This window comes from Burkholderia sp. RF7-non_BP4 (assembly GCF_001521935.1).
Lineage (GTDB): Bacteria > Pseudomonadota > Gammaproteobacteria > Burkholderiales > Burkholderiaceae > Burkholderia > Burkholderia diffusa.
In genome coordinates, this window is sequence record NZ_LOTA01000089.1 from 222,286 (window position 1) to 236,995 (window position 14,710).

Sequence of the window (14,710 nt, forward strand, 5' to 3'; positions counted from 1 at the left end):
GCGATGAACTACAAGATTTCGACGGAACCCGGCGCGAAGCTGCGCATCGACAAATGGCTATGGGCAGCGCGCTTCTTCAAGACGCGCTCGCTCGCGTCCGACGCGGTCGACAAGGGCCACGTGAAGATCGGCGGCGCGGCGGTCAAGCCGGCGAAGGACGTGCGCGTCGGCGACGAGGTCGAGATTGCGATCGACGGTGTCGTCTGGCACATTGCCGTGCTGGGCATTTGCGACGTGCGCGGGCCCGCGAGCATCGCGCAGACGCTTTACGAGGAAACGGAAGCGGGGCGCGTCGCGCGGCTCGCCGAACTGGAGCGGCGCCGCACGTATCGCGAGCCGGCGGCGGAACTGCACGGCCGGCCGACCAAGCGCGACCGGCGCATCATCGACAGATTTTCTGGTGGGAGCTGAACATCTGGTCGAACGTCGCCCGCGCGCTTCCGTATTCGGTCGTGCGGTCGGTCACGGCTCCGGACAGGCAGATGGTGGTGGTGCCGGCAATCAGTACCAGCGCGACCACCGATATGGCAAAGGTCAGTTTCACGGTACTCGCCTCGATGGGACGGTGAATGCAGCGCCAGGTGGATGTCAGGCGGCGGTAAGCTAGGGTAAACGCGCTTTCTCGACGCTTGAGTGGAGTGTAGTGCAGCCCCCTGTGCCGGGCTAGTACTTGCCTGGTAAGCGTTGTTACAGGCCGTTTCGTCCAATCTGGCGACAAATGCGCGCAATCGGGCGACGCGCAGCGCGGTTGTTTCGCGGTATTGGCGAATGCCGGCGAATAACCCTCTTGAAATCGCAGTTTTCGCCCTTATTTGCACCAACAATGTGCGGTGCCGCCGGCATACGGTCCGGCGGTTGCCGATTTGGCTTCAACCTCTAATCGACTTTCAGCGACATGGAAAACACGCAAGAGAACCCGGCTACCCAATCGGCCGAAGACATCGGCAGCGAGAAGCAGGCGGCGCAAGGCGCTGCTCCCGCCGCCGAAGCAGCCGACGCGGCGCTCGCGGAGGCTCAAGCCAAGGTCGCCGAGCTGCAGGAGAGCTTCCTCCGGGCGAAGGCCGAGACCGAGAACGTCCGCCGCCGTGCGCAGGAAGATGTCTCGAAGGCGCACAAGTTTGCGATCGAAGGCTTCGCGGAGCATCTGCTGCCCGTGCTGGACAGCCTCGAGGCCGCCGTCAGCGACACGTCCGGCGACATCACGAAGGTGCGCGAAGGCGTCGAGCTGACGCTGCGCCAGTTGACGAGCGCGCTCGAGAAGGGCCGCGTCGTCGCGATCAACCCGGTCGGCGAGAAGTTCGATCCGCACCAGCACCAGGCGATTTCGATGGTGCCGGCCGATCAGGAGCCGAATACCGTCGTGACCGTCCTCCAAAAGGGCTACACGATCGCGGACCGCGTGCTGCGCCCGGCGCTCGTCACGGTCGCCCAGCCGAAGTAAGGCTGCCGCGATGGTTCCCGCCGGCGTCGATCCGGCCGCGTTCGAAGCGTTCGACATGCAGGCGCTGGCGGCCGACACGTTCGACGCCGGGATCGCCGGCGCCGGCGATGCGCTCGCGGTGATGTTCTTCTGGGGCGTCGACTGCTTCAACTGCGAGATCGCGAAGAAGGCGATGCTCGCCCAGCCGGACGCGATCCGCGCGCTGGACCTGAAGTGGTTCCATTGCAACGTGTACGAACATCATGAGCTGGGGCGCCGCTTCGGCCTGCACGGCGTGCCGACGTGGGTCTTTTTCCACCGCGGCAAGCGGCTCGGCCGCGCGACCGGCTGGCATGGCCTCGCGCAGTTCCAGGCGGCGGTGTCGGCGGCGCGCGCGAAGATCGCCGCGGCGGCCGGCGCGCCGTCGGACCGCGACGATGGTCCGCACGATCCAGCTACCGGCGTCGATTGAAAAAATTTAATATCCGCATCGCTCGGCGGGTCTTGAAAACGGATCGGCCGGACGCATTTCGGGAACAGAGTTGAATTCTGGCGCGCGAAACTGCCCAAAAACGCGGGGTTTCGCGCAGCAAACAGGCATTTCTGGAGATTAGGAAAAATGGGAAAGATCATCGGTATTGACCTCGGCACCACGAACTCGTGCGTCGCCATCATGGAAGGCAACCAGGTCAAGGTCATCGAGAACTCGGAAGGCACGCGCACGACGCCGTCGATCATCGCCTACATGGACGATAACGAAGTGCTCGTCGGCGCACCGGCTAAGCGTCAGTCCGTGACCAACCCGAAGAACACGCTGTTCGCGGTGAAGCGCCTGATCGGCCGCCGTTTCGAAGAGAAGGAAGTCCAGAAGGACATCGGCCTGATGCCGTACGCGATCATCAAGGCCGACAACGGTGACGCATGGGTCGAAGCGCACGGCGAGAAGCTGGCGCCGCCGCAGGTTTCGGCGGAAGTGCTGCGCAAGATGAAGAAGACGGCCGAAGACTACCTCGGCGAGCCGGTCACCGAAGCCGTGATCACGGTGCCGGCGTACTTCAACGACAGCCAGCGTCAGGCAACCAAGGACGCCGGCCGTATCGCAGGCCTCGAAGTCAAGCGGATCATCAACGAGCCGACCGCGGCCGCGCTCGCGTTCGGCCTCGACAAGGCCGAGAAGGGCGACCGCAAGATCGCCGTGTATGACCTCGGCGGCGGCACGTTCGACGTGTCGATCATCGAGATCGCGGACGTCGACGGCGAAATGCAGTTCGAAGTGCTGTCGACCAACGGCGACACGTTCCTCGGCGGCGAGGACTTCGACCAGCGCATCATCGATTACATCATCGGCGAGTTCAAGAAGGAGCAGGGCGTCGACCTGTCGAAGGACGTGCTCGCGCTGCAGCGCCTGAAGGAAGCCGCTGAAAAGGCGAAGATCGAGCTGTCGTCGAGCCAGCAGACCGAAATCAACCTGCCGTACATCACGGCAGACGCATCGGGTCCGAAGCACTTGAACCTGAAGATCACCCGCGCGAAGCTGGAAGCGCTGGTCGAGGATCTGGTCGAGCGCACGATCGAACCGTGCCGTATCGCGATCAAGGACGCCGGTGTCAAGGTGTCGGACATCGACGACGTGATCCTGGTCGGCGGCCAGACCCGCATGCCGAAGGTGCAGGAGAAGGTGAAGGAGTTCTTCGGCAAGGATCCGCGCCGCGACGTGAACCCGGACGAAGCCGTCGCAGTCGGCGCGGCGATCCAGGGCCAGGTCCTGTCGGGCGACCGCAAGGACGTCCTGCTGCTCGACGTGACCCCGCTGTCGCTCGGCATCGAGACGCTCGGCGGCGTGATGACGAAGATGATCAACAAGAACACGACGATCCCGACGAAGCACGCACAGGTGTATTCGACGGCGGACGACAACCAGTCGGCCGTGACGATCAAGGTGTTCCAGGGCGAACGCGAGATGGCGGCAGGCAACAAGCTGCTCGGCGAGTTCAACCTCGAAGGCATCCCGCCGTCGCCGCGCGGCGTGCCGCAGATCGAAGTGACCTTCGACATCGACGCGAACGGCATCCTGCACGTCGGCGCGAAGGACAAGGCGACCGGCAAGGAAAACAAGATCACGATCAAGGCGAACTCGGGCCTGTCCGACGCTGAAATCGACCAGATGATCAAGGACGCGGAAGCGAACGCAGCGGAAGACCACAAGCTGCGCGAGCTGGCCGATTCGCGCAACCAGGGCGACGCGCTGGTCCACAGCACGAAGAAGGCGCTCACCGAGTACGGCGACAAGCTGGACGCGGGCGAGAAGGAAAAGATCGAAGCGGCGCTGAAGTCGCTCGAGGACGTGCTGAAGGATACGTCGGCCGACAAGGCGGCGATCGACGCGAAGGTCGAGGAACTCGGTCAGGCTTCGCAGAAGCTCGGCGAAAAGATGTACGCCGACATGCAGGCGCAGCAGGCCGGTGCGGCCGGCGCGGCGGGTGCAGCGGAAGGCGCGGCCCACGCGGGGGGTGCGCAGCAGGCTGCGGACGACGTCGTCGACGCCGAGTTCAAGGAAGTGAAGAAGGACTAAGCCGGGTTGCCATGGCACCGCACGCCGCGCGCGACACGCGCGCGGCGCGGCTGAACAGCGGTCTGTCTTTCCTTCCGGATGGCCGGATCGACTCCACGCCTGGCGGGCTTCGCGGCCCTCCGGGCACATTTGTTTTTTGGCGGGTGCTGCGCGAGCCGTCCGCGGACGGCGCAGCGCCAGACGAGTCGAGAGACTTTACTGCGGGCGAAAGGAGCCGCCGCGTGCGTGACGCGCGACGGCACAGCGAATCGATATGGCGAAACGGGATTACTACGAGGTTCTGGGCGTCGCGAAGAATGCGAGCGACGACGAAATCAAGAAGGCGTATCGCAAGCTTGCGATGAAGTATCACCCTGACCGCAATCCGGACAGCAAGGATGCGGAAGAGCATTTCAAGGAAGCGAAGGAAGCCTATGAAATGCTGTCGGACGACCAGAAGCGCGCGGCGTACGACCAGTACGGCCACGCGGGCGTCGATCCGAACATGGGTGGTGCGGGCGGACAGGGTTTCGGCGGCTTCGCGGATGCGTTCGGCGACATCTTCGGCGACATCTTCGGTCAGGCCGCGGGCGGTGCCGCGCGTGGCGGCCGCGGCGGTCCGCAGGTGTATCGCGGTGCCGACCTGCGCTACAGCATGGAAATCACGCTCGAGCAGGCCGCGCACGGCTACGACACGCAGATCCGCGTGCCGAGCTGGGTGTCGTGCGAAGTCTGTCACGGGTCGGGCGCGAAGCCCGGCACGAAGCCGGAAACCTGCCCGACTTGCCACGGCCAGGGCACGGTGCGCATGTCGCAGGGCTTCTTCAGCATCCAGCAGACCTGCCCGAAGTGTCACGGCACCGGCACCTACATTCCCGAACCGTGCGCGCACTGCCACGGGTCGGGCAAGGTGAAGGAAACCAAGACGCTCGAAGTGAAGATCCCGGCCGGCATCGACGACGGGATGCGGATCCGCTCGGCCGGCAACGGCGAGCCGGGCATCAACGGCGGGCCGCCGGGCGACCTGTACGTCGAGATCCACATCAAGCCGCACTCGGTGTTCGAGCGCGACGGCGACGATCTCCACTGCCAGATGCCGATTCCGTTCACGACCGCCGCACTCGGCGGCGAGATCGAGGTGCCGACGCTGGCCGGCCGTGCGACGTTCCCGGTGCCGGAAGGCACGCAGTCGGGCAAGACGTTCCGCCTGCGCGGCAAGGGGATCAAGGGTTTGCGTTCGAGCATCGCGGGCGATCTGTACGTACACGTGCAGGTCGAGACGCCCGTGAAGCTGACCGACCAGCAGCGCGACCTGCTCAAGCAGTTCGAGAAGTCGCTGGCCGAGGGCGGTGCGCGTCACAGCCCGCAGAGCAAGAGCTGGTTCGACCGGGTGAAGAGCTTCTTCGAGTAACGGCATGACTGAAGGCAACGAGAGCGCGTCGTTCGCGCTCTTGGACGATTGCGACTCGACCGCGTCCGCGCGGTCGAGTCGTTTGTATTCCGGTTTCGTGCGCGAACGCGTGTGCACGGATCCGGCACGGCTCGACGAGCTCGATGCGGCAGTGGCGCAGGATCTGCGCGACGGGCTGCATGCGGTCGTCGTCAGCGATTACGAATTTGGACGCAACCTCGAAAGAGCGCAGCCGGGCCATGCCCCGCTGCGCTTTTTGCTGTATGCGCGCTGCGAGCGCCTGTCGCACGACGAAGTCGACGCGTGGCTCGCGCAGCAGGACGGCGGCGGCCCGCCGTCGATCGCGGGCGTCGCGCATGTTGCGAAGAGCGTGTCGCGCGACGCGTTCGACGCGGCGATCGCCGCGGTGCACGACGCGCTGCGCGCGGGCGATTCGTACCAGATCAACTACACGTACCGGCTGAATTTCGACATGTTCGGCACGCCGCTCGCGCTGTACCGGCGGCTGCGCGCGCGTCAGCCCGTGCGTTATGGCGCGCTGATCGCACTGCCCGACGGTGCGTGGGTCGTGTCGTGCTCGCCGGAGCTGTTCGTCGAGAGGCACGGCGATGTGCTGCGCGCGCGGCCGATGAAAGGCACGGCGCCGCGCTCGGCCGATCCGCGCGACGACGCGGCGGCCGCCGCGTTCCTCGCGAACGATCCGAAGAACCGCGCGGAAAACGTGATGATCGTCGACCTGCTGCGCAACGACGTGTCGCGGATCGCGCGCACGGGCACGGTCAGGGTGCCGGCGCTGTTCTCGGTCGAGCCGTACGCGTCGGTATGGCAGATGACGTCGACGGTCGAAGCCGGCTGGCGCGACGGCACCACGTTCGCGCAGATGCTGCGCGCGCTGTTTCCGTGCGGATCGATCACCGGGGCGCCGAAGCACAAGACGATGGAACTGATCGACGCGATCGAGTCGACGCCGCGCGGGCTCTATACGGGCGCGATCGGCTGGCTCGACGCACCGACGGAACGCGCATCGGCAGGCGATGCGTCGCCCGACGATGCGGCCGGCTGCGGCGATTTCTGCCTGTCGGTCGCGATCCGGACGCTGACGCTCGAGACGGTCGATGTCGATGCCGCCGCAACGATCGACACGCGTGACGCGGCAACGGCCGGCGGCGGCCGGCGGCGCGGCACGATGGGGGTCGGCGCGGGCATCGTGCTCGACAGCGTCGCCGCCGACGAATATGCGGAGTGCGAATTGAAAGCGCGATTCCTGACCGACGCCGATCCCGGCTTCCAGTTGTTCGAAACCACCGCCGCGACGCGTGCGGACGGCATCCGGCATCTCGAGCGCCATCTCGCGCGGCTGCGGCGCAGCGCGGACGCATTCGGCTTCCGCCTCGACGCCGATGCGTTGCGCCGCGAGATCGACGCGCGCTGCGCGGCGCTCGACGGCGACGGTCCGTACCGGATGAAGCTCGCGCTCGCGAAGGATGGCACGGTCGACATCACGACCGCGACGCTGAAACCGCTGCCCGCCGGGCCGGTCGGCGTGATGCTCGCGTGCGCGCACGGCTTCGCACCGACCCGCACGGACGACGCGCTGCTGCTGCACAAGACGACGCGCCGCGCCGAATACGACCGCGCATGGCAGGCGGCGGAGGCGCTTGGCGGCTTCGACATGCTGTTCGTCAACGAGCGCGGCGAGGTGACGGAAGGCGGGCGCTCGAACCTGTTCGTGAAGCTCGGCGGCCAGTGGGTGACCCCGCCGCTGTCGAGCGGCGTGCTGCCGGGCGTGATGCGCGGCGTGCTGCTCGACGACCGCACGTTCGGCGCCGAGGAGCGCGTCGTCACGCTCGACGATCTGGCGCGCGCCGAGGCGCTGCTGCTGACCAATGCACTGCGTGGCGCGCTCGATGCGGTATTGAAATGACGCGATGAACGACGGGGCCGCGTGCCGGAAGAACCGGCACCACTGACCTTCGGCAACACGGCATCCAAAGAAAAAGCGCGGCGCCCCGCCAAGGGTGCCGCGCTTTTTTCGTATCGAACGGGCGCCGGCCGCGCGTCAGAACGAGTGTTCCGGGCCCGGGAACGTGCCGTCCTTCACCGCGCTCACGTACGCCTCGACGGCCGCCTGGATGTTCGGCTGGCCCTGCATGAAATCCTTCACGAAACGCGGGCGCTTGCCGGGGAAAATACCGAGCATGTCGTGCAGCACCAGCACCTGGCCCGAGCATTCGAGGCCCGCGCCGATGCCGATCGTCGGGATCTTCAGCATGTGCGTGACTTCGGACGCGACGAGCGTCGGCACCGCTTCGAGCACCACGAGCTGCGCGCCCGCGTCCTCGACCGCGCGCGCATCGCGCAGCAGCTGCGCGGCGCCGGCTTCCGTGCGGCCCTGCACCTTGAAGCCGCCGAACGCGTGAACCGACTGCGGCGTGAGGCCGAGGTGCGCGCACACCGGCACCGAGCGTTCGACGAGGAAGCGGATCGTGTCGGCGAGCCATTCGCCGCCTTCGAGCTTGACCATCTGCGCGCCGGCGCGCATCAGCGTGACCGCGTTTGCGAACGCCTCTGCCGGCGTGCCGTACGTGCCGAACGGCAGATCGGCAACGACGAGCGCGCGCGGCTGCGCACGCGCGACGCATGCGGTGTGGTACGCGATGTCGTCGATCGACACGGGGAGCGTGGTGGTGTGGCCCTGCAGCACGTTGCCGAGCGAGTCGCCGATCAGCAGCACGTCGGTGCCGGCGCGATCGAGCAGCGCGGAAAAGCTCGCGTCGTAGCAGGTGAGCATCGCGATCTTCTCGCCGGCTTCGCGCATTGCCTGCAGCTTGGGCACAGTGACGGCAGGCCGGCTCGATTCCTGGAGATAGGTCATGGGAAATCCGGTTCGATGGGGGAGGAACGACGGGCGAGGACGCGTCAGCGCGTCGTTTCGCCCTTGACGAAGAATTCCTTGCGGCCGCGCATCGTGTCGATGCGCTCGATCAGCAGCGCGAGGTCTTCGGGGGAATCTTGCGGGTTCAGGTGTTCGGCTGCGACCGTGAGCACCGGCGTGCGGTCGTAGTGATAGAAGAATTCGTTGTACGCATCGACCAGCGAGCGCAGGTACGCGTCGCTGATCTGCAGCTCCATCGGCAGCCCGCGCTTCTGGATGCGCGAGAACAGCACTTCGGGGCTCGCCTGCAGGTAGACGACGAGATCGGGCGCGGGGGCCTGCGGAACGTCGAGGTGCGTCGCGATCGACCGGTACAACTGCCATTCGTCTTCCGGCAGGTTCAGCCGCGCGAAGATGTCGTTCTTCTGCGGCATGAAATCGGCGACGACGGGCCGGCCCGTATCGAGTGCGCCGATCAGTTCGCGCGCCTGCTGCGCGCGCTGCAGCGCGAACGACAGCTGCGCGGGCAGCGCGTAGCGCGCGGTGTCGCGATAGAAGCGTTCGAGGAACGGGTTGTCCTGCGGGCGCTCGAGCAGCGTCTGCATCGACCAGCGCTCGGCGAACAGGCGCGCGAGCGTCGTCTTGCCGACGCCGATCGGCCCTTCGATCACCAGATAGCGATGCGGGGCGCGCAGGTCGGGCGCGGTGACGGTCAGCGGAGTGATGTTCATCGGCAGCGGTTCTTGTCGGCGTCAGCGCCGGCGGCAAGGGCCTTCTGCATCAGGCACTGACAGGTCTGCACCTTCTCGACGCGCTGATCCGCGACGGAGGCGAGGTACGCATCGGCGCGGCCGCGCGCGGGGATGTCGAGCGCGGGCTCGATCTCGACGAGCGGCACGAGCGCGAATGCGCGATCGGTGAGGCGCGGATGCGGGACGATCAGGTCGGGTTCGTCGATCGAATCCGTGCCGAACAGCAGAATGTCGAGGTCGAGCGTGCGCGGCGCGTTGCGATACGGGCGCTCGCGCCCGAAGTGATGTTCGATCTTCTGGCAGAGCGCGAGCAACTCACGGGCCGACAGCGTCGTGTCGAGCTTGACGACGCAATTGTAGTAATCGTCGCCGCCCGCTTCGAAGGGCGCCGTGCGATACAGGCTCGATTTGCCGAGGATCGAGATGGTGCGCTGCTGCGCGAGGCACACCACCGCGTCCTTCAGGGTCTGGCGCGCATCGCCGAGATTCGCCCCCAGTCCGATATATGCAACCGTCATGGCATCACTTCCTACGTCGTTCGCCGGCGAGCGCGTCAGTCGTCGGAACCGCCCGCGGTGTCCGGCGCCTGCTCGGCGGCGCCTTCGCCCGGCTTGCGGTTTCGCGCACCGCCGCGGCGGCGCCGCTTGCGGGGCGATTTTTCCTTCGAGCCGCCCTGCGTGAGGAGTGCCTCGCGCGCGGCCGCGTCGCCTTCGATGAAATCCGTCCACCACTGTCCGACTTCCGCATCGAGCTCGCCGGATTCGCAGCGTAACAGGAGGAAATCATACCCCGCTCTAAACCTTTGGTGTTCCAGCAGCCGCATCGCGCTGCGGCCCGAGCGTTTTTCGAGGCGCAGCTGCAGGCCCCAGATCTCGCGCATGTCGGCCGAGTAGCGCTTGTGGATCGCGAGTTTCTCGGTCTGCATGTCGATCACGTCGTCCATCGCGCGATGGAGCGCCGGCACCGGGAATTCGCCTTCCGCCGAGTATTGCTCGAAGCGCTGGCGCATGTCGTGCCACAGCAGCGTCGCGAACAGGAAGCCCGGCGACACCGTCTTGCCGGCGCGCACGCGCGCGTCGGTGTTGTTCAGCGCGAGCGTGATGAACTTCTCGCCCTGCGGTTGTTCGAGCACGACGTCGAGGAGCGGCAGCAGCCCATGGTGCAGGCCTTCCTTGCGCAGCTGCTTCAGGCATGCGAGCGCGTGGCCCGACAGCAGCAGCTTCAGCATTTCGTCGAACAGGCGCGCGGCCGGCACGTTGTTGATCAGGTCGGCGAGCGCGTTGATCGGCTCGCGCGTGTGCGGCTCGATCTCGAAGCCGAGCTTCGCCGCGAAACGCACGACGCGCAGCATCCGCACCGGATCCTCGCGATAGCGCGTGGCCGGGTCGCCGATCATCCGCAGCAGACGGGCGCGCATGTCGGCCATCCCGTCGTGGTAGTCGAGCACGGTCTGCGTCGACGGGTCGTAATACATCGCGTTGATCGTGAAGTCGCGGCGCGCGGCGTCTTCGTGCTGTTCGCCCCACACGTTGTCGCGCAGCACGCGGCCGCTGGCGTCCACCGCATGCGTGCGGCGATCGAGTTCGTCGCGCTTCAGGCGCTTCGGCGGCTCGGCCGCGGCGGCTTCGGGCGGGGCGTCGACCAGGGCGCGGAACGTCGACACCTCGATCAGTTCCTGGCCGAACTGCACGTGGACGATCTGGAAGCGGCGGCCGATCAGGCGCGCGCGGCGGAACAGGCGCTGCACCTCGGTCGGCGTCGCGTCGGTCGCGACGTCGAAGTCCTTCGGTGCGATGCCGAGCAGCAGGTCGCGCACCGCGCCGCCGACGATGAACGCGCGAAAGCCCGCCTGCTGCAGCGTGTCGGTCACGCGTACGGCATTGCGCGAGATCAGCGACGGATCGATCTGATGCACGCTGGCCGGCACGACGGTCGGTTCGTGATTGCTGCGCGGCTTCCTGGCGGTGCTGCCGCGGCTACCCTTCGCGGGGCGCTGGGCAGGGGCCGTGTCGGCGGCGGGCGCCTCGACGGGCGACGTTTGTTCGGCGCCGTCCTGGCCGAGCAGCTTGCGAATGAATTTTTTGATCACGACGTTCAGAAGAGATCGAGGATGCGCCAGCCGCGGTCGCTTGCATGCGCACGCAGCGTGTCGTCGGGGTTGGTCGCGATCGGGTCGGTGACTTTCTCGAGCAACGGGATGTCGTTGTGCGAGTCGCTGTAGAAGTAGCTGTGTTCGAAGTCGTCCCAGTGCTTGCCGAGCGACGCGAGCCACGCTTCGGTGCGCACGATCTTGCCTTCGCGATAGCTCGGCGTGCCGGTCGGCCGGCCCGTGTACGGCGAATCGGGGTGCCCGTCGGTCGTTTCGACCTCGCACGCGATCAGCGTGTCGACGCCGAACGCGGTCGCGATCGGACGCGTGATGAACTCGTTGGTCGCGGTCACGACGCAGCACAGGTCGCCGGCATCGATGTGCTTGCGCACGAGTTCGAGCGCGGCGGGCGTCATCGCGGGGCGGATCACCTCGTGCATGTACTGCTCGTGCCATTCGGCGAGCTGCGCGCGCGAATACTTCGCGAGCGGCGTGAGCATCGCGCACAGGTACGCATGGATGTCGAGCTTGCCGGCCTTGTAGTCGGCGAAGAACTGATCGTTCTGACGCGAGAAGCTTTCCGCGTCGACGATGCCGAGCTTCACCATGAAGCGGCCCCATTCGTGGTCGCTATCGGTCGGGATCAGCGTGTGATCGAGGTCAAAGAGTGCCAGATTAGTCATGGATGCGCATTTTACTCGAAGCGGTTCGGGCCTGTGCCCGGTGGTGCGATGTCGTCGCCGGGGCGGGCCAGCATCCGGCGCAGCAGGGGCAGCGTGACGGCGCGCTTCTGCTCGAGCGAGAAGCGGTCGAGCGCGTCGAGCAGCGCCATCAGGCTCGGCATGTCGCGGCGGAAATGGGTCAGCAGGTAGGCGGCGATGTCGTCGGTGAGCGCGATCCCGCGCTCCTTCGCCGCGAGCTTCAGCACGGCGATCTTGCCGGCATCGGACGGCGGCGACAGGTGAAACACGAGCCCCCAGCCGAGGCGCGTGCGCAGATCCTCGCGCACGTCGAGCGCGAGCGGCGCCGCGGGACCCGCCGCGACGAACGCGCTCGACGGGTGCGCGCGGACCTCGTTGAACAGGTTGAACAGCGCGACCTGTTGCGTGTCGCTCATCCGGTCGCAGTCGTCGATCGCGTAGATGCCGATGCGCGGGTCGAACGTGAACGCGCCGAGCGGGCTTTGCGGCGTCAGGTAGCGCGCGTAGCCGTACGACGCGTCGCTCACGAGCGCCTGCAGCAGGTGGGTGCGGCCGCTGCCGGGCTCGCCCCAGATATAGAACGACCGGTCCGGCACGGGCCCTGCCGCGAGCGCGAGGTCGAGCTTCTGGAGCCGCGAGATGAGCTCGTCGTTCTCTTCATTCATGATGAAGTTGTCGAACGTGGCGGGCGGCGGCGTGCCGAGATCGAGCGTCAGTTGACGGGACACAACAGTCACAATGCGGGTCGGTTGATGAAACGCGCGCCGTACGCCGGGCACGCGCGGGGGGCTGCTCCGGTGCCTGCACACGCGGCCGCACGCACCGCGGCGCGCGGGTTTCGGCGCGGCTCGCGTGGCGATGAAAACGGGGACGTGTCGACCAAGATGCAATCCCTGACGATTCGGTGCTGGGAATTCCGGCCAACGGGCCGGCTTCGGGTAAAATCGCATTTTACCGACCTTCTCGCATTCCCCCATGAATCCTCCGAAATCCGCTCCCGACGCTCAGGGTCTGTCCTACCGCGACGCAGGCGTCGACATCGACGCAGGCGACGCGCTCATCGACAAGATCAAGCCTTTTGCGAAGAAAACCCTGCGCGACGGCGTGCTCGGCGGCATCGGCGGGTTCGGCGCGCTGTTCGAAGTGCCGAAGAAGTACAAGGAGCCCGTGCTCGTGTCGGGCACCGACGGCGTGGGCACCAAGCTCAAGCTGGCCTTTCATCTGAACAAACACGACACCGTCGGCCAGGACCTGGTGGCGATGAGCGTGAACGACATCCTCGTGCAGGGTGCCGAGCCGCTGTTCTTCCTCGACTACTTCGCGTGCGGCAAGCTCGATGTCGACACGGCCGCAACGGTCGTCAAGGGCATCGCGCACGGCTGCGAACTGTCGGGCTGCGCGCTGATCGGCGGCGAGACGGCCGAAATGCCGGGCATGTACCCGGACGGCGAATACGATCTGGCCGGTTTCGCGGTCGGCGCGGTCGAGAAGAGCAAGATCATCGACGGCAGCACGATCGCCGAAGGCGACGTGGTGCTCGGCCTTGCCTCGAGCGGCATCCACTCGAACGGCTTCTCGCTCGTGCGCAAGATCATCGAGCGCGCGAACCCCGACCTGTCCGCCGATTTCCACGGCCGTTCGCTGGCCGACACGCTGATGGCGCCCACGCGCATCTACGTGAAGCCGCTGCTCGCGCTGATGCAGAAGCTATCGGTGAAGGGCATGGCCCACATCACCGGTGGCGGCCTCGTCGAGAACATTCCGCGCGTGCTGCGCGAAGGCCTCACGGCCGAGCTCGACCAGAACGCGTGGCCGCTGCCGCCGCTGTTCAAGTGGCTGCAGGAGCACGGCGGCGTCGCCGACGCCGAAATGCACCGCGTGTTCAACTGCGGGATCGGGATGGCCGTGATCGTCGCGGCGGCCGATGCCGCCGCAGCGATCGCCGACCTGACGGCCGCCGGCGAGCAGGTATGGAAGATCGGCACCGTGCGTGCAAGCCGTGAAGGCGAGGCGCAGACGGTCGTGGTCTGACGCACCGCACGCAAGATGCAGCAAGGAAAGCCGCCCGGAGTCGATCCGGGCGGCTTTTTTTTCGGTTCTTCGAGGAATACCGGAGGACGCGACGCGAATCTCCGGGGAGAAGGACTCCCCGTCCGGATACCCTTAAGCCCGACGCTCGATGACCTTGACGGCGCTGTTGATGCTTCCGGCCATGGCCAGTTCAGCCATCAACCGAAGCCGAAGCGGATGATGAAGCTGCGTGTGCCAGCGTCACTGCCTGTTCGCGCGCAGCCTCTCTGCCCGCGTGATCGACTTCAGGTCCAAACAGCGTTTTCTCGACGATGATCGATTCGATGTCGGTGATACCGATGAAGCGCAGCCACGCTTCAAGAAACGGCCGCTGAAAGTCGAACGACTCGGCGGGCGTGCTCGATTGCCTCGAATAGTCGAGGCCTCTCGCGTAGATCACGACTGCTTTCTTGCCGTTCAGCAATCCCGCTAACCCACGCTCGTCGAATGAGAAGAGCAGGCCGCGGTGGGACACGGCGTCGATGAAATGCTTGAGCTTGTATGGGATGGAAAAATTCCACAGCGGCACGGAGAACAGCAGCGTATCCGCGTCGTGTAGCCGCTGCGCGAGCTGCCGGAACCCTGCCCACGCTTGTTGCTGGCCTTCACTGAGCGGCGTGCCGCTCAAGTCCGCGTATTTGGCATCGAGCGCATCGCCGTCGAGTTCCGGCAATGGCGTCGCCCAGAGGTCGAGCACGTCGACCCGATGCTCCGGATGCGCGTCGCGCCAGGCTTCCAGATACGCGTGCGCAACGTCGCGTGATGCGGACCGCGACTTGCGCGGAGAAGATTCGATATGCAGCAAGGTCGACATGGAACGACTCCTGACGGGTTGACGGCC

15 protein-coding genes are annotated in these 14,710 nt (G+C 66.3%); 7 read left to right on the top strand and 8 right to left on the bottom strand.

Features of this window, described 5'->3' with window-relative positions; genetic code table 11:
• Positions 1–3: 3 nt before the first annotated feature.
• A complete protein-coding gene (locus WS49_RS28260) occupies positions 4–411 on the top strand; it encodes an RNA-binding S4 domain-containing protein (protein ID WP_059535412.1) in 408 nt (135 codons plus the stop codon).
• Here the strand turns inward: WS49_RS28260 and WS49_RS35775 are convergent.
• On the bottom strand, positions 383–544 hold the full coding sequence (locus tag WS49_RS35775; RefSeq protein ID WP_006476841.1) for a hypothetical protein: 162 nt from the start codon (positions 542–544) through the stop codon (positions 383–385). The two genes, WS49_RS28260 and WS49_RS35775, sit on opposite strands and share 29 nt — an antisense overlap.
• Positions 545–895: 351 nt before the next feature.
• Here WS49_RS35775 and grpE point away from each other — a divergent pair, with 351 nt between their 5' ends.
• From grpE to WS49_RS28285, 5 genes are all read left to right on the top strand, one after another.
• Positions 896–1,441: a nucleotide exchange factor GrpE gene (gene grpE / locus WS49_RS28265; RefSeq protein ID WP_059465453.1), complete on the top strand. Its 546-nt coding sequence runs from the start codon at positions 896–898 to the stop codon at positions 1,439–1,441.
• Between the two features lie 10 nt (positions 1,442–1,451).
• On the top strand, positions 1,452–1,892 hold the full coding sequence (locus tag WS49_RS28270) for a thioredoxin family protein (RefSeq protein WP_059535414.1): 441 nt from the start codon (positions 1,452–1,454) through the stop codon (positions 1,890–1,892).
• Positions 1,893–2,039: 147 nt separating this feature from the next.
• Positions 2,040–3,992 carry a molecular chaperone DnaK gene (dnaK, locus tag WS49_RS28275; protein ID WP_059535415.1) on the top strand — a complete coding sequence of 651 codons (1,953 nt, stop codon included), beginning with the start codon at positions 2,040–2,042 and terminating at the stop codon, positions 3,990–3,992.
• Positions 3,993–4,245: 253 nt separating this feature from the next.
• The gene (gene dnaJ, locus WS49_RS28280; RefSeq protein WP_059535417.1) at positions 4,246–5,382 is read left to right on the top strand and encodes a molecular chaperone DnaJ; all 1,137 of its coding nucleotides are present in this window, start codon (positions 4,246–4,248) and stop codon (positions 5,380–5,382) included.
• 4 nt (positions 5,383–5,386) lie between these two features.
• Positions 5,387–7,306: a chorismate-binding protein gene (locus WS49_RS28285; protein ID WP_059535419.1), complete on the top strand. Its 1,920-nt coding sequence runs from the start codon at positions 5,387–5,389 to the stop codon at positions 7,304–7,306.
• A gap of 135 nt (positions 7,307–7,441) precedes the next feature.
• Here WS49_RS28285 and panB read toward each other — a convergent pair whose 3' ends face one another.
• From panB to hda, 6 genes are read right to left on the bottom strand one after another with little or no spacing between them, the layout of a single operon-like run.
• Complete coding sequence (gene panB / locus WS49_RS28290; protein WP_059535421.1) at positions 7,442–8,257, bottom strand: 3-methyl-2-oxobutanoate hydroxymethyltransferase; 816 nt, start codon at positions 8,255–8,257, stop codon at positions 7,442–7,444.
• Positions 8,258–8,301: 44 nt separating this feature from the next.
• Complete coding sequence (locus tag WS49_RS28295; RefSeq protein ID WP_059465459.1) at positions 8,302–8,988, bottom strand: deoxynucleoside kinase; 687 nt, start codon at positions 8,986–8,988, stop codon at positions 8,302–8,304.
• Positions 8,985–9,527 (bottom strand): 2-amino-4-hydroxy-6-hydroxymethyldihydropteridine diphosphokinase, encoded by a 543-nt coding sequence (gene folK / locus WS49_RS28300; RefSeq protein ID WP_059535422.1) that lies wholly within the window; start codon positions 9,525–9,527, stop codon positions 8,985–8,987. The genes WS49_RS28295 and folK overlap by 4 nt, the downstream gene beginning before the upstream one ends.
• Positions 9,528–9,562: 35 nt before the next feature.
• Positions 9,563–11,098: a polynucleotide adenylyltransferase PcnB gene (pcnB, locus tag WS49_RS28305; protein WP_059535424.1), complete on the bottom strand. Its 1,536-nt coding sequence runs from the start codon at positions 11,096–11,098 to the stop codon at positions 9,563–9,565.
• 5 nt (positions 11,099–11,103) lie between these two features.
• Positions 11,104–11,781: an HAD family hydrolase gene (locus WS49_RS28310; RefSeq protein ID WP_059535426.1), complete on the bottom strand. Its 678-nt coding sequence runs from the start codon at positions 11,779–11,781 to the stop codon at positions 11,104–11,106.
• A gap of 11 nt (positions 11,782–11,792) precedes the next feature.
• Positions 11,793–12,527, bottom strand: a complete 735-nt coding sequence (gene hda, locus WS49_RS28315; RefSeq protein WP_006760485.1) for a DnaA regulatory inactivator Hda — start codon at positions 12,525–12,527, stop codon at positions 11,793–11,795.
• Between the two features lie 247 nt (positions 12,528–12,774).
• Here hda and purM point away from each other — a divergent pair, with 247 nt between their 5' ends.
• Positions 12,775–13,830 carry a phosphoribosylformylglycinamidine cyclo-ligase gene (gene purM, locus WS49_RS28320; protein WP_059535428.1) on the top strand — a complete coding sequence of 352 codons (1,056 nt, stop codon included), beginning with the start codon at positions 12,775–12,777 and terminating at the stop codon, positions 13,828–13,830.
• Between the two features lie 190 nt (positions 13,831–14,020).
• On the opposite strand, the gene WS49_RS28325 is transcribed toward purM, so the two are convergent.
• Entirely contained in the window at positions 14,021–14,683 is a 663-nt protein-coding gene (locus WS49_RS28325; protein WP_059535430.1) for an FMN-dependent NADH-azoreductase, read from the bottom strand.
• Between the last annotated feature and the right edge of the window lie 27 nt (positions 14,684–14,710).

Bases quoted from the DNA above. Each gene is read 5' to 3' on its own strand.
- WS49_RS28260 (WP_059535412.1), top strand. From the start codon at position 4: ATGAACTACAAGATTTCGACGGAACCCGGCGCGAAGCTGCGCATCGAC.
- grpE (WP_059465453.1), top strand. From the start codon at position 896: ATGGAAAACACGCAAGAGAACCCGGCTACCCAATCGGCCGAAGACATC.
- WS49_RS28270 (WP_059535414.1), top strand. From the start codon at position 1,452: ATGGTTCCCGCCGGCGTCGATCCGGCCGCGTTCGAAGCGTTCGACATG.
- dnaK (WP_059535415.1), top strand. From the start codon at position 2,040: ATGGGAAAGATCATCGGTATTGACCTCGGCACCACGAACTCGTGCGTC.
- dnaJ (WP_059535417.1), top strand. From the start codon at position 4,246: ATGGCGAAACGGGATTACTACGAGGTTCTGGGCGTCGCGAAGAATGCG.
- WS49_RS28285 (WP_059535419.1), top strand. From the start codon at position 5,387: ATGACTGAAGGCAACGAGAGCGCGTCGTTCGCGCTCTTGGACGATTGC.
- panB (WP_059535421.1), bottom strand. From the start codon at position 8,257: ATGACCTATCTCCAGGAATCGAGCCGGCCTGCCGTCACTGTGCCCAAG.
- WS49_RS28295 (WP_059465459.1), bottom strand. From the start codon at position 8,988: ATGAACATCACTCCGCTGACCGTCACCGCGCCCGACCTGCGCGCCCCG.
- folK (WP_059535422.1), bottom strand. From the start codon at position 9,527: ATGACGGTTGCATATATCGGACTGGGGGCGAATCTCGGCGATGCGCGC.
- WS49_RS28310 (WP_059535426.1), bottom strand. From the start codon at position 11,781: ATGACTAATCTGGCACTCTTTGACCTCGATCACACGCTGATCCCGACC.
- purM (WP_059535428.1), top strand. From the start codon at position 12,775: ATGAATCCTCCGAAATCCGCTCCCGACGCTCAGGGTCTGTCCTACCGC.
- WS49_RS28325 (WP_059535430.1), bottom strand. From the start codon at position 14,683: ATGTCGACCTTGCTGCATATCGAATCTTCTCCGCGCAAGTCGCGGTCC.